Annotated in this window: 13 protein-coding genes; 9 read left to right on the top strand and 4 right to left on the bottom strand. The window is 70.0% G+C overall.

Annotated elements, in window-relative coordinates; genetic code table 11:
* The first annotated feature begins 80 nt into the window (after positions 1 to 80).
* The 6 genes from ACZ5IK_RS34525 to tsaE are packed head-to-tail and all read left to right on the top strand — an operon-like array spanning position 81 to position 6,136.
* Positions 81 to 896: a DeoR/GlpR family DNA-binding transcription regulator gene (locus ACZ5IK_RS34525; protein WP_465491533.1), complete on the top strand. Its 816-nt coding sequence runs from the start codon at positions 81 to 83 to the stop codon at positions 894 to 896.
* On the top strand, positions 886 to 2,313 hold the full coding sequence (gene xylB / locus ACZ5IK_RS34520; RefSeq protein WP_465491532.1) for a xylulokinase: 1,428 nt from the start codon (positions 886 to 888) through the stop codon (positions 2,311 to 2,313). Before ACZ5IK_RS34525 ends, xylB begins: the two co-directional genes overlap by 11 nt.
* A 4-nt stretch (positions 2,314 to 2,317) precedes the next feature.
* Positions 2,318 to 3,409, top strand: coding sequence for an ABC transporter ATP-binding protein (locus ACZ5IK_RS34515; RefSeq protein ID WP_101612209.1), 1,092 nt, complete (start codon positions 2,318 to 2,320; stop codon positions 3,407 to 3,409).
* Positions 3,410 to 3,438: 29 nt separating this feature from the next.
* Positions 3,439 to 4,578, top strand: coding sequence for an alanine racemase (alr, locus tag ACZ5IK_RS34510; protein ID WP_465491531.1), 1,140 nt, complete (start codon positions 3,439 to 3,441; stop codon positions 4,576 to 4,578).
* A complete protein-coding gene (locus ACZ5IK_RS34505; protein WP_168214488.1) occupies positions 4,575 to 5,672 on the top strand; it encodes an alpha/beta fold hydrolase in 1,098 nt (365 codons plus the stop codon). Before alr ends, ACZ5IK_RS34505 begins: the two co-directional genes overlap by 4 nt.
* Positions 5,672 to 6,136: a tRNA (adenosine(37)-N6)-threonylcarbamoyltransferase complex ATPase subunit type 1 TsaE gene (gene tsaE / locus ACZ5IK_RS34500; RefSeq protein ID WP_465491530.1), complete on the top strand. Its 465-nt coding sequence runs from the start codon at positions 5,672 to 5,674 to the stop codon at positions 6,134 to 6,136. The genes ACZ5IK_RS34505 and tsaE overlap by 1 nt, the downstream gene beginning before the upstream one ends.
* A gap of 121 nt (positions 6,137 to 6,257) precedes the next feature.
* Here tsaE and ACZ5IK_RS34495 read toward each other — a convergent pair whose 3' ends face one another.
* The 3 genes from ACZ5IK_RS34495 to ACZ5IK_RS34485 form a co-directional block, all read right to left on the bottom strand.
* On the bottom strand, positions 6,258 to 6,671 hold the full coding sequence (locus tag ACZ5IK_RS34495; protein ID WP_465491529.1) for a hypothetical protein: 414 nt from the start codon (positions 6,669 to 6,671) through the stop codon (positions 6,258 to 6,260).
* 547 nt (positions 6,672 to 7,218) lie between these two features.
* Positions 7,219 to 8,550, bottom strand: a complete 1,332-nt coding sequence (locus tag ACZ5IK_RS34490) for a carboxyl transferase domain-containing protein (RefSeq protein ID WP_465491528.1) — start codon at positions 8,548 to 8,550, stop codon at positions 7,219 to 7,221.
* Positions 8,547 to 9,968, bottom strand: a complete 1,422-nt coding sequence (locus ACZ5IK_RS34485) for an acyl-CoA synthetase (RefSeq protein ID WP_465491527.1) — start codon at positions 9,966 to 9,968, stop codon at positions 8,547 to 8,549. Before ACZ5IK_RS34485 ends, ACZ5IK_RS34490 begins: the two co-directional genes overlap by 4 nt.
* A gap of 344 nt (positions 9,969 to 10,312) precedes the next feature.
* On the opposite strand from ACZ5IK_RS34485, the gene tsaB reads away from it, so the two are divergent.
* From tsaB to tsaD, 3 genes are read left to right on the top strand one after another with little or no spacing between them, the layout of a single operon-like run.
* Positions 10,313 to 10,978, top strand: a complete 666-nt coding sequence (gene tsaB, locus ACZ5IK_RS34480; RefSeq protein ID WP_465491526.1) for a tRNA (adenosine(37)-N6)-threonylcarbamoyltransferase complex dimerization subunit type 1 TsaB — start codon at positions 10,313 to 10,315, stop codon at positions 10,976 to 10,978.
* Positions 10,975 to 11,454, top strand: coding sequence for a ribosomal protein S18-alanine N-acetyltransferase (gene rimI / locus ACZ5IK_RS34475; RefSeq protein ID WP_101612215.1), 480 nt, complete (start codon positions 10,975 to 10,977; stop codon positions 11,452 to 11,454). Before tsaB ends, rimI begins: the two co-directional genes overlap by 4 nt.
* The gene (gene tsaD / locus ACZ5IK_RS34470) at positions 11,454 to 12,500 is read left to right on the top strand and encodes a tRNA (adenosine(37)-N6)-threonylcarbamoyltransferase complex transferase subunit TsaD (protein WP_465491525.1); all 1,047 of its coding nucleotides are present in this window, start codon (positions 11,454 to 11,456) and stop codon (positions 12,498 to 12,500) included. The genes rimI and tsaD overlap by 1 nt, the downstream gene beginning before the upstream one ends.
* Here the strand turns inward: tsaD and wecB are convergent.
* Positions 12,497 to 13,648: a non-hydrolyzing UDP-N-acetylglucosamine 2-epimerase gene (wecB, locus tag ACZ5IK_RS34465; RefSeq protein ID WP_465491553.1), complete on the bottom strand. Its 1,152-nt coding sequence runs from the start codon at positions 13,646 to 13,648 to the stop codon at positions 12,497 to 12,499. The genes tsaD and wecB overlap by 4 nt on opposite strands.
* Positions 13,649 to 13,711: the final 63 nt, after the last annotated feature.

Below are 13,711 nucleotides of genomic sequence, written 5' to 3'. Positions count from 1 at the left end.
AATCTGGTAAGAAGCAGGTGTGAGCGCCGACACCCACCCCGCCGAGACCACGATGGTCCGTGTCGTGAACGGTGTCGCCCATGTCTAAGACCAGGCCCTCGGACGCCGCCGTCGAGCACCGGCGCCAGGAGATCCTCGACCACGTCATCGCCACCGGCGAAGCCCGCATCGACGATCTCACCACCCGCTTCGGCGTCAGCCTGATGACGATGCACCGCGACCTCGACGAACTCGCCGAGCGCCGCCTCCTCCGCAAACTGCGCGGCAAGGTCGAGGCCTACCCGGCGACCACCATGGAGTCGGCCGCCCGTTTCCGCGACACCTTCAACCAGGCCACGAAGGACACACTGGGCGAGGCCGCCGCGGCACACGTCCACTCCGGCCAGACGGTCTTCGTCGACGATTCGACGACGCTCTTCCCGCTCGTCCGCCGTCTCGGCGCGATCGAAGACCTCACCGTCATCACCAACTCGCTCGAAGCCGCCCGCATCCTCGGCCCGGTCAAGAGCGTCGAGGTCGTGCTCGCCGGCGGCCGGTACCACCACGAGTACGACTCGTGCGCCGGTCCGGACGTCCTCGCGTTCCTCGAGCGCACGCACGCCGACATCGCGTTCGTCTCCGTCGCCGCGGTCGCGGTCGGCCGCCTGTTCCACCCGGTCCAGGACTACGCCGCGCTCAAGAAGGCCGCGCTGCGCACCGCGAGCCGCAACGTCCTGGTCGTCGACAACTCCAAGTTCGGCCGCACCGCCACCTTCGCGCACGGCGACATCGGCGACTACGACCTCCTGATCACCGACGACCTGACACCGACCGAGGAGATCGAGGCCGCGCTGAACGCGGGAACGGCCATCGAGCAGGTCGAATGCGATCCGGAAGGGCCGGAGTATGAAATCTGACCTGGTCGCCGGAATCGACTCGTCGACCCAGTCGACGAAGGTCGTCGTCTGCGACGCGGAAACCGGCGAGATCGTCCGCACCGGCCGCGCTTCGCACCCCGATGGCACCGAAGTCGCCCCCTCCGCGTGGTGGGACGCGTTCCGCGAGGCCACGGACGGCCTGCTCGACGGCGTCGCCGCCATCGGCATCGGCGGTCAGCAGCACGGCATGGTCACCCTCGACGAAGACGGCGAGGTCGTCCGGCCCGCGTTGCTGTGGAACGACACCCGGTCCGCCAAGGCCGCCGAAGACCTCGGCCGCGAACTCGGCCCCGACAACTGGGCGAAGTCCGTCGGCTCACTGCCGGTGGCCAGCTTCACCGTCACGAAGCTGCGGTGGATGGCCGAGAACGAGCCCGAGCTGGCCGATCGCGTCGCCCGCGTCCTGCTCCCGCACGACTGGCTGACCTGGCGGTTGCTGGGCGAAGGCGCCGAGCCGGTCACCGACCGCGGCGACGCCTCCGGCACCGGGTACTTCTCGCCCGCCACCGGCGAGTACCGCCAGGACCTTCTCTCGCACGCCTTCGGCGGCCGCACTCCCGAACCGCCCAAGGTCATCGGCCCCGCCGAAGCCGCGGGCCACACCCCGGACGGGATCCTGGTCTCGGCGGGGACAGGCGACAACATGGCCGCCGCGCTCGGTCTCGAACTGGCTCCCGGCGACGTCGTGGTCTCGCTGGGCACCAGCGGCACCGTCTTCGGTGTCTCCGAGACCGCGAGCGCCGACCCGTCCGGCATCGTCGCCGGATTCGCCGACGCCACCGGCCGGTTCCTGCCGCTCGCCTGCACGCTCAACGCCGCCCGCGTGCTCACCGCCACGTCCGCGATGCTCGGCGTCGAACTCGCGGAGTTCGACAAGCTGGCCCTCGCGGCCGCGCCGGGCTCCGGCGGTCTCACCTTCCTGCCCTACCTCGATGGTGAGCGGACGCCGAACCTCCCGGACGCCAAGGGCACGCTCTTCGGCCTGACCCGCGCGAACATGACGTCCGAGAACCTCGCCCGCGCCGCCGTCGAAGGCATGTTGTGCGGACTCGCCGCCGGTCTCGACGCCCTTCGTGAGCAGGGACTCGAAGTCCGTCGAGTGCTTCTGATCGGCGGTGGCGCGCAGTCGGCCGCCGTCCGCGCGGTCGCGCCGATCGTGTTCGGCGTGCCCGTCGTCATCCCCGAAGTCGCCGAGTACGTCGCGGTCGGTGCCGCGCGGCAGGCGGCCTGGGCCCTCGCTTCCAGCTCGGAACCTCCCCGCTGGCAGGAAGACCACGGCGCCACCCCGCTCGAACCGACCGAGGCGGACCGCGCCGAGGGACACCGGATCCAGCAACGGCATCTCGAGGCCCGCGAACTCGGGCACGGCATTTCCGCGAAACCGAAAGAGGACTGAACCGATGGCCACGATCACCTACGACAAGGCGACCCGGCGCTACGCCGGTTCCGAGCGGCCCGCCGTGGACGCACTCGAACTCGAGATCGCCGACGGCGAATTCCTCGTGCTGGTCGGGCCTTCCGGCTGTGGCAAGTCCACCAGCCTGCGGATGCTCGCCGGCCTCGAGGACATCGACGAAGGCGCCGTCTGGATCGGCGACCGCGACGTCACGCAGCTGCCCCCGCGTGCCCGCGACATCGCGATGGTGTTCCAGAACTACGCGCTGTACCCGCACATGACCGTCGGCCAGAACATGGGCTTCGCGCTGAAGATCGCGGGCCGTCCGGCCGCGGAGATCAAGCAGAAGGTGCTCGACGCGGCCAAGCTGCTCGACATCGAGCAGTACCTCGACCGCAAGCCGAAGGCGCTCTCCGGCGGTCAGCGCCAGCGCGTCGCGATGGGCCGCGCCATCGTGCGTGAGCCGCAGGTCTTCCTGATGGACGAGCCGCTGTCGAACCTCGACGCCAAGCTGCGTGTCTCCACGCGTACGCAGATCGCCGCCCTGCAGCGCCGTCTCGGCGTCACCACCGTGTACGTCACGCACGACCAGGTCGAGGCCATGACGATGGGCGACCGGGTCGCGGTCCTCTCCGACGGTCTCCTGCAGCAGTGCGACACCCCCCGCGCGCTGTACGACAAGCCCGCAAACGCTTTCGTCGCCGGCTTCATCGGCTCGCCCGCGATGAACCTCGTCACCGCGAAGCTCACCGAAGACGGTGCTGAGCTCGGTGGTGCGCGAGTGCCGCTGACCCGCGAGATCCTCGCCAAGGCCGACGGTGACACCGTCACCCTCGGCTTCCGGCCGGAATCGCTCGAGGTGACCACCAGCGAAGACGGCACGCTGCCGATCAAGGTCGACCTCGTCGAGGAGCTCGGCTCGGACGCGTACGTCTACGGCAAGCTGGCCGAGACCGACGCCGAGGGCACGAAGTCCAACGTCGTCACCCGGGTCGACCCGCGCAAGCCGCCGGTGATGGGCGACACCCTGCACCTGCGGGTCCGCCCCGACGAGCTGCACGTGTTCTCCGCCACCACCGGGGCACGCCTGTCCTGAGCCGGGTCCGTGGGAAACTGGTGGTCGTTATGACCGCCAGTTTCCCGCGTGCCGAGGTCGTCATCGACCTGTCCGCCATCCGGCACAACGTCGCCCTGCTCGCTTCCCGCGCTCCAGGGGCCCAGACCATGGCCGTGGTCAAGGCCGACGGCTACGGCCACGGAGCCGTCGAGGCCGGGCGTGCCGCCATCGAGGGCGGAGCGACCTGGCTCGGCACCTGCTCCCTCGACGAAGCCCTGAAGCTGCGCCGCGCCGGAATCGGCGCCCGGCTCTTCAGCTGGCTCGACACCCCCGAAGCCGACTTCGCGCCCGCAGTCGCCGAAGACATCGACGTCGCCGTCAGCTCCCTCGACGAACTCGCCCGCGTGGCCGATGGCGCGCGCCGGGCGCGCGACTTTAGCGGGCTAAGTGCGATCTGTCGGGTGCACCTCAAGATCGACACCGGGCTGTCCCGAAATGGCTGCCCACCTGCGGAATGGCCGGCGCTGGTCAAGGCCGCGGCCGCCGCGAAGCCGCTCATCGAGGTCGTCGCGATCTGGTCGCACCTCGCCTGCGCCGACGAGCCCGGCCACCCGTCCGTCGACGCGCAGGCGAAGCGGTTCGACGAGGCCTACGACATCGCCCGCGCGGCGGGCCTGAACCCGATGCGGCACCTCGCGAACTCCGCCGCCGTGCTGACCAGGCCGGACCTGCACTTCGACCTCGTCCGCCCCGGGATCGCGATCTACGGGCTGAACCCGATCCCCGCCGCCGAGGACCTGCGCCCCGCGATGACCTTCAAATCGTCCGTCGTGCTCACCAAGCGGATCGCGTCCGGCGAATCGGTTTCCTACGGCCACACCTGGACCGCCGAGCGCGACACCACCCTCGCCCTGGTCCCGGTCGGATACGCCGACGGCGTGCCGCGGTCTCTGTCCGGGCGGATGGACGTCTGGCTCGGCGGACGCCGTCGTCCGGTGGCCGGACGCGTGTGCATGGACCAGTTGGTCGTCGACTGCGGAGATGACGAACCGGCCGTCGGCAGCGAAGTGGTCCTCTTCGGGCAGGGCGCGTTCGGCGAGCCCACGGCCAGGGAATGGGCCGACAAGCTGGGGACGATCGACTACGAGATCGTGACTTCGATGTATCGCCCGCGAATCCACCGGACGTATCTGGAGGCAGGCTCGTGACACCTTCACGACGACTGCTGGCCATCGTCGGCGGCGTCGGGGCGGTGGCCACCGGCACCGCCGCCGCGATCGCCGTCGCTGCACAGCAGCGGCGGCAGAATGAGGATCCGTTCGTGGACGAACCGTTGGGGGATCTTGAACCGGACCGGACATCGACAGTGGCGGCGGAGGACGGAACGCCGCTCGCGGTCGAGGAGATCGATCCGGCTGATGGGGGCGAACCGGAGCTGACCGTCGTCGGCGTGCACGGTTTCGCGTTGTCGAAGCGCTGCTGGCATTTCCAGCGGCGAGACCTCGCGTCGCTGAAGCTGCCACGCGTGCGTCAGGTTTACTACGACCATCGCGGGCACGGGCAATCCGGCGCCGCGAACGCCGAGACCAGCACCATCGAGCAGCTGGCGCGCGATCTCGACATGGTCGTGCGCTCGGTGGTGCCGGAGGGGCCCATCGTGCTCATGGGGCACTCGATGGGCGGCATGGTGATCATGGAGCTCGCCGCGGAGCATCCCGAGCTGTTCGACGACCGCGTCGGCGGCGTCGCGTTCATCGCGACCGCGGCTGGCGAAGTCGGCGCTCGGGGACTGCCGCGATCGCTGCTTTCGAAGTACAACCCGCTCACGCGAGGCGTCGGCGGGCTGGCGGGCTGGCAGCCCGGACTCGTCGAGTTCGTGCGCGCCGCCGGAGGACAGCTGACCCGGCAAGCCGTGCGCAGGCTGGCTTTCGGCAGCCGGGACGTGTCTCCGCGTCTCGTCGACTTCATGCTGGAAATGCTCGAAGTGACGCCGGTGCGCGGGCTCGTGAACTTCGTCGACACGCTCGGCAGCCACAACCGGTACGCCGCGCTCGCCGGGTTGAAGCACGCGCATGTGCTGGTCATCGGCGGGGATTCCGACCGGTTCACGCCGATCGCGCACGCCGAGCGGATCGCGGCGGAGCTGCCGGACGCGGAGCTGGTGCGTGTGCGCGGCGCGGGGCACATGGTGCAGCTGGAACAGCCCGAACTGGTGAACAGTCACCTGATCGACTTGATGCAGCGGTGCACGGGCACCGATGGTGAAGATCCTGACCGGCGAACCTGGTGGTGGCAGCGCTGATGAATTTCGCTTTCCCGACTCCCGAGTCGACCATGGACTTCGGGCGATCGCTCGGACGCTCGCTGCGCGCGGGCGATCTGGTGCTGCTCGCCGGACCGCTCGGAGCGGGCAAGACGACGCTGACCCGCGGGATCGCGGACGGTCTCGGCGTCGGTGGACGGGTCAGCTCGCCGACGTTCGTGATCGCTCGGGTGCATCCGGCGGGCGAAGCCGGGGTCGCTCTGGTGCACGTCGACGCGTACCGGCTCGGCGGGGATCTCTCGCAGCTGGACGACCTGGACCTCGACACCGAACTTGAGCGGTCCGCCCTGGTCGTCGAGTGGGGAGAGGGAGCGGCGGAGCGCCTTTCGGACGACTACCTCGTCGTGCGCCTGGACCGTCGCGAGGACGACGTTCGCGTGGTCACCTTGGAACCGCACGGCACCTGGGCGTCCCGCACGCCCGACTTGCGTTTAGCGGGCTAAACGCGATCTCACCCGGATGCCGCATCAGGGCCATCCCGGCGGAGCGTCCCCTCCATGCCCCCAAGCGGGCTTGGGGTGCGCATGCCGCTGGTACCCACAGCGGCATGCGCACCCTGCCTCCCTAAACGGCGGGGGCCGGCTCAGTCCGCGGCCCGCGCCGATGGTGAATCCACCACAATCCGCACAGGCCGAGCACGCCGGTTTGCGCGGCGGGCGTCGCGACCACGGCCAGCGCGAGAAGCGCGGCGATCAAGGCGAACCAGTAGAGCAGGACACGCCTGGCGTTCTCCTTGCTGCCGAAGAACGTGCTTCGCCAGAAATCGGGCCACTGGGCCGCGGGACGCAGATGAACCCGACGGCACGCGGGGTCGGTGACCATGCCGACCGGTTCGCCCGCCAGATCGAGCAATTCGTCGAGAGTGACTTCTGCCGGGTGACACCCGCCGCGGTGATCCTGGTTCTTATCCGGGGTCATCGCCTGCGACTGGGGTGGCTCCTCTGGCATACCGCCGGAACACGGCGCTACGCTGGGCATGTTTGACGCCTCCATGGGACTTGTTCGGGTTGATGGAGCTGTTGAACCTCAAAGCGGCTCCCCCTTGCACGGGGAGCCGCTTCCTTTTGTGCGGCATTCGGCAGTTGCCCGACCGCAACACAAGCCATTGTGGACGAACTTTCCGGACCTACGGGGCGGTAAGTAAAAGGTTGCTGATCCTTGCGCCGAGCGGTCGGCGCACTTCACCCCGGGTCATCGGATTTCGCTGCTGTAACTCGAAAGAGTAGTTGCGGCCGTGGGCTACCAGCACGTTGGCGAGATAGCGGGAGCTGAGTACACCTAGAGTGTTTCGAATTCACGCTATCGAGTGGATTGCAGTTGTCGGCGCGGAAAGAAATGTTCAGTAACGGACGTTCGAAAGCAGCATTCGCACATGCAGATGGTCATGCTTCGCACAAAGCGTCCGCTCAGCGCCGATCTCCGACCGTTTGTCGCTTCCCATTCCGCGCCGAAAGGCCATCGCCGACATCGACACGGAAGGTATCGATGATTGTTCAATCACCCCGCACGGATCGCGTTTAGCGGGCTAAACGCGATCCGCCGGGCCGACCACGGAACGCGCGATTCCCAGGTCGACTAGGTCTTGGGGGCGTAGCCGCAGACGGTCCGCGAGAGCGGGGACGTCGTCTGCGGGCAGCTTGAGGATCGCCGCGGCCGCCTCGGGCGTCGTGACCGAGAAGTACGCGTTGGGCGTCACCCAGGTCGATCCCGGCGCCGCGAACGCGAGCGCGCCACCGGATCCGCCTTCGCCGATCACCAGCGTCGTGATCGGCACGGCCGCGCTCGCGACCGCCTCGAACAGTTCCGCGATCGCCGCCCCGGCCCCGGCCTGCTCGGCCGCCGCGTCGTTCGCCGCACCGGGGGTGTCGACCAGGGTGAGTACCGGGATCCCGAGCCTCGACGCGAGCCGCACCAGCCGCGCGGCCGTGCGAAAGCCCGCGGGCAGAGTCGCCGTCCCGCGCTGCGCCGCGTACGCGATCGTCCGGCCGTCTCGCCGGCCGAAGCCGCACAAGACACCAGAGTCGACTCCGCCGCACCTGTCGCCGGAGACGTCCTCGCGCCAGTCGAAGTACGCGTCGAGGTACTCGGCCGCCCTTGGCCGATCAGCGGAGCGTGCCGCCTGAACCGCGGCCCACCCGCTGTCGGGCAGTCCCGCAGATCCGAGCGCTCCGGGAGGTTCAGCTGCTTCCGGCGTCGGCGAGGTCAGCAAGCGCACCCACCGTTCCAGGACCGCGGGAAGGTCTGCGGGCCGCACGATCCTGTCGACCTGGCCCCACGCGAGCTTCGCTTCGGCCGTGTACGCCTCCGCGGGCGCGTCGGAAGGCCGAACCCGGGAACCGGCGAAACCGACCTGCGCCCCGGGCAACGCGAGAATGACGTCGGCGCTCGCACCGAGTGTCGCCCAGCCGCCGCCCGTGGTCGGATCGCGCAGCACCGAGATCTGCGGCACCGACCGGGCTCCGGCCGCCGCCCGCGCGACGCGCTGCAACTGCGAAAGCGCGCGCATCCCGTGCTGCATCCGGCTGCCGCCGGTCGCGATCAGCGAAACCACCGGCAATCGGGACTCCACCGCCCGCGCGAACGCCGCCTCGACGCGATCACCGGTCCGCTGACCGATCGATCCGCCCAGGAAACCGAATTCGAAGGCGATCACGACCGCCTCGACCTCGCCGATCGTGGCGGTTCCGCAGACGACGGACTCGTCTTCGCCCGATCGCTCGGCAGCGGCTTCCCGTGCCGAGCGGTAGCCCGGCCAGCCGATCGGCCCGTCTTCCGGCTCGTCGGACCGCGGAACGTCCAGATCTTCGAAACCGGTCGCGATCTCCTTGATGACGGACCGTGCGGAAGCCCTGCTCATCCGAGTGCCCGCTTCAGGACCTTGCCCATGTCGTTGCGTGGCAACGCCTCCAGGTAGCGGACCACACGAGGTCGTTTGTGCGGCGACAGCAGGCGCGAGACGTGGTCGGCGAGTTCCGACTCCGTCGGGCGTTCTCCGTCGGGCACCACCCAGGCCACGATGCGCTCGCCGAGGTCGTCGTCGGGCTCCCCGGTCACGGCGACCTCCGCGACACCGGGGTGTTCCATGAGCGCGTTCTCGATTTCGCCCGCGCCGATCTTGTAACCGCCGCTTTTGATCAGGTCCGTGGCCTTCCGGCCGACGATCTTCACGTAGCCGGCCTCATCGCGGGTCGCCATGTCGCCGGTCCGGAACCAGCCGTCGTCAAAGGCGGCTTCGGTGGCGTCGGGGCGGTTGAGGTATTCGGTGAACAGGTTCGGCCCGCGGACCTGGATCTCGCCGACGGTCTCGATCTCCTCGACGGGCTTTCCCACCTCGTCCACGAGCCGCAGCTCGACGCCGCCCAGCGGGACGCCGACGGTGCCGGGGACACGCTCGCCGTCGGCGCGAACGCTGGTGTTCATGAGGGTCTCGGTCATCCCGTAGCGCTCGATCACGCGCTGGCCGGTCGCCGCCGTGATGCGCTGGTGGTCGGGGACGGGCAGCGCGGCCGATCCGGAGACGAGCAGTCGGGCGCCGCTGAGAGCCTCGGCGAGCGACGGGTTGTCGCCGACCTCGCCCGCGATGCGGTGGTACATGGTCGGGACGCCGAACATCATCGTCGCTCCGGTCGAGAGTTCGCGTGCGACGCCCTCGGTGGAGAAACGGCCGAGATGCCGGACCGAGCCGCCGCGCCGGAGCGGTCCGAGGATACCGAGGATCAGGCCGTGGACGTGGAACAACGGGAGGCCGTGGACCAGGACGTCGTCGCCGGTCCATTCCCAGGCGTCTTCGAGGGCGTCGAGGGTGGTCGAGATCGCGCGGCGGGGGAGGACGACGCCCTTGGGCGGGCCGGTGGTGCCGGAGGTGTAGACGATCAGCGCCGGGGCTTCGGCGTCCGGTTCCGCGGGGAGAGCGACGGGCGTGCCTTCGAGGGGGATGTCGCGGCGTGGCAGGCCGTCGAGACCGGCGGGCAGGTCGGCGCCCGGTTCGGCGAGGACGAGGACGGGCTCGCTGTCGGCGAGGATGTGCGCGAGTTCGCGCTCGCCGATCTTCGGGTTGAGCGGGATGGCGGGGACGCCGGCGAGCAGCGCGGCGATCACGGCGATGCTGGTGTGCACCGTCGGTGTCGCCCAGACGGCGACGCGGCCGCTCGGGAGGTCGCGCGCGAGGGTGCCGGCGACGGCCGCGACCTCGGCGTAGGTCAGGGAGGTGCCGCCGAAACGGAGTGCCTCCTTGTCGGAGCCGCTCGCCAGCGTGGGGAACAACCGATCGGGCACCGTGTGACCTCCTGCTCGACTCCGCCGGGCCGGGGCGCGAGGGCCCTCGCCGAACCGTACCGTTCCGCCCGCCTTCACCCCTGCGACCTGGTTCACACCCCTGCTCGCTCCTGCCACCGACGTGCGTTTAGCCCCCTAATCGCGATCTGGGCCGAGGTCAGCGGGCCCCCGGCGGGAGCGACTTTCGCCCCCTAATCGCGATCCGGCGTCGGGACGCGGGGGCGGAGCGGCGGAGCGCGTTTAGCGGGCTAAACGCGATCCGGCGGCAGGGGAGCGGCCACGGCGCCGGATCGCACTTAGGCCGCTAAACGCACTCCGGGGCGCTGGTCGTAGGCTGGGTAACCGTGCTGGTACTGGCCATCGACACCTCGACCCCGGCGGTCACCGCGGGCCTCGTCGCCCTGGACGGCGACACGCTCGAATCCCGCGGCGACCGCGTGACGGTCGACCCGCGCGCACACGGCGAGCTGATCACGCCCCACACCCTCGAAGCGGTCAAGGCCGCGGGCGTCACGCTTCGCGACCTCGACGCCATCGTCTGCGGCGTCGGCCCAGGCCCCTTCACCGGCCTGCGCGCCGGCATGGCGACCGCCGCGTCGCTCGCCCACGCCCTCGGCATCCCGGCCCATCCGGTCTGCAGCCTCGACGCGATCGCCGCCGACGTCGCCCCCGGCGAAGCGCCCTTCCTCGTCCTCACCGACGCGAGGCGCCGCGAGGTCTACTGGGCCGCGTACGCCGCCGACGGTTCCCGCACCGACGGCCCGCACGTCCAGCGTCCGGCCGAGCTAGAGACCACCGTCAAGGTCGCGGCGGGCGACGGCGCCCTCCTCTACGCGGACGCCCTCGGCGTCCAGCCGATCGAGCCGCGTTTCCCGTCACCCGTCGGGCTGGTCAAGGCCGCTCGTGAGGCACTCCAAAACGGAAGCGACCCCGCCCCGCTCACCCCGCTCTATCTCCGCCGCCCGGACGCCGTCGAACCGGCCGCGCGCAAGAAGGTGACCACGCCGTGAGGCTGGAACCCTTACGCCGCAAGGATATTCCCCGCTGTGTCGAGATAGAGAAGATTCTCTTCCCCGGCGATTCACCCTGGAGCGCCTACGCCTTCCACGCGGAACTCGACGCCGGCGGCCACTATCTCGTCGCGCGCCCGGACGAAAGCGACGAGGTCATCGGCTACGCCGGGCTCGCCGTCGTCGGCCGCCGCGGCGACTACGAGACGAGCATCCACACGATCGGCGTCGACCCTGGCTGGCAGCGCAACGGGATCGGCACCACGCTGCTGAAGGCGCTTCTCGTTCGTGCGGACGAGCTCGCCGCGCCGGTGTTCCTCGAGGTCCGCACCGACAACGAAGCGGCGATCACGCTCTACGAACGGCACGGTTTCGAACGCGTCGGCCTCCGGAAGCGCTACTACCAGCCTTCCGGCGCCGACGCCTACACGATGGCCCGCCCGCGGGCCCAGGTCCGAGACGAGGTGGCGGGCTGATGCCACGCATCATCATGGGCATCGAGAGTTCGTGCGACGAGACCGGCGTCGGCCTCGTCCGCCTGCACGACGACAACACGGTCGAACTCCTCGCCGACGAGGTCGCCTCCAGCGTCGATCAGCACGCTCGCTTCGGAGGCGTCGTCCCCGAGGTCGCCAGCCGCGCGCACCTGGAGGCGATGGTCCCGACGGTCGAGCGAGCCTTCGCGAAGGCCGGGCTGAAACTGTCCGATGTGGACGCCATCGCGGTCACCGCCGGACCCGGCCTCGCCGGCGCGCTCCTGGTCGGCGTCGCCGCGGCCAAGGCTTACGCCGCCGCGCTGGACCTCCCGCTCTACGGCGTCAACCATCTCGCCGGGCACATCGCCGTCGACACCCTCCAGCACGGACCGTTGCCCGAACGCTGTCTCGCCCTGCTCGTCTCCGGCGGGCACACGCAATTGCTTCTGGTGGACGACATCGCGTCCGAGATCACCGAACTCGGGTCCACTGTGGATGATGCGGCGGGTGAGGCCTACGACAAGGTCGCCCGTGTCCTCGGCCTGCCGTACCCCGGCGGCCCGCCCATCGACAAGGCCGCCAAGAACGGTGACGGCGAGGCCATCGCGTTCCCGCGTGGCATGACGGGACCGCGCGACGCCAAGTTCGACTTTTCCTTCTCAGGCTTGAAAACCGCCGTCGCGCGTTGGGTCGAAGGCGCCGAGCGCCGCGGTGAGGAGATCCCCGTCGACGACGTCGCCGCATCGTTCCAGGAAGCCGTCGCCGACGTTCTCACCAAGAAGGCGATCCGCGCGGCCAAAGAACACGGCGTGGACACGCTGGTGATTTCCGGTGGCGTGGCGGCGAATTCGCGGCTGTCCGAACTCGCCGCCGAGCGGTGCGCGGAGGCCGGGATCACGCTGCGAGTCCCGCGGCCGCGCCTGTGCACCGACAACGGCGCGATGATCGCCGCGCTCGGCGCGCACGTGGTCGCCGCCGGACGTCCGCGGCCATCGCTCGATTTCTCCGCGAATCCCGCGCTGCCGGTCCAGATCGTCTCGATCTAGCGCAATTCGGCGGCGGTGCGCGGCATCGGGGCGAGATTGAGCAGGTTCTCCAGCGCGGCCACCGTCAAGGCGGCGGCATTGCCGTCGCCGTAAGGATTTCCGGCGTGCGTCGGATGCAGATCGCCGCGCAGGATCTTCGCGGCGGTGTCGGCGATGAGGGCGGTGTCCGTCCCGACCAGCCAGGCGCAGCCCGCCTCGATGGCCTCGCGCCGTTCGGTGACCTCTCGGAGCACGAGGACAGGTGTGCCGAAGGTCGGCGCTTCCTCTTGGATACCACCGGAATCGGTCAGGACGAGTTCGGCCAGCCGCAGCGCGCGCACGAGATCGGGATACTCGAGCGGTTCGGTGATCGTCACCCGCGGTGTCCCGCCGAGTGCGGTCAAGACCTGCTCCCGCACGGCCGGATTGGGGTGCACCGGGAACAGCACCTGGACGTCGGCGTGCTCGGCGACGATCAGTTCGATGGCGGCGAGCGTCCGGCTCAGTGGCTCGCCCCAGGACTCACGCCGGTGCGACGTCACGAGCACGAGGCGTTCGTTCGCTTCGGCGATTTCCATCTCCAGTAACGCGAGCGCGGTGTCCCTCGCCGGGAGATCCCGTTCGGCGATCGCGATCACGGCGTCGACGACGGTGTTGCCGGTGACGGCGATCCGTTGGCGCGGAACACCTTCCGTGCGCAGCGCGGCCGCGGCACCCGTGGTCGGCGCGAGGTGCAGGGCGGCGATGCGCGAGATCATCTGCCGCGTGCCCTCCTCGGGGAACGGCGCGGCGAGGTCGTGCGTGCGCAGTCCCGCTTCGAGATGCACGACCGGGATGCCCAGCCAGAACGCGGCGAGCGCGCCGACCAGCCCGGTCGTCGTGTCACCCTGGACGACGACCGCCGACGGCGCGACCCGTCGCAGCACCGCGTCGAGCGCGGGGAGCAGTCCGGAAACCAGTTCCGCCTGCGTGCCCGTGGTCCGCGGCGGGGTGTCGAGCCAGGCATCGACGGGCAGGCCGAACGGGATCAGCGCCTGCTCGACCATGCCCTGATGCTGTCCACTGTGGACGATGAAGGGCCGGAGGTGCGGGTGCTCCGCCAGCGCCAGTGCCAGCGGCGCGAGCTTGACCGCCTCCGGCCGGGTCCCGGCCAGCAACATCACATCCACGCGTTCGCGCTCCTCGTCCACGATTTCGAGTGTCCCGAAAAACCCGGGTGACGGCCGCCGGCG

The organism is Amycolatopsis sp. NPDC031561 (assembly GCF_055580625.1).
Note: the sequence above shows the minus strand (reverse complement) of the source record. Positions and strands in the feature narration are given on the sequence as shown.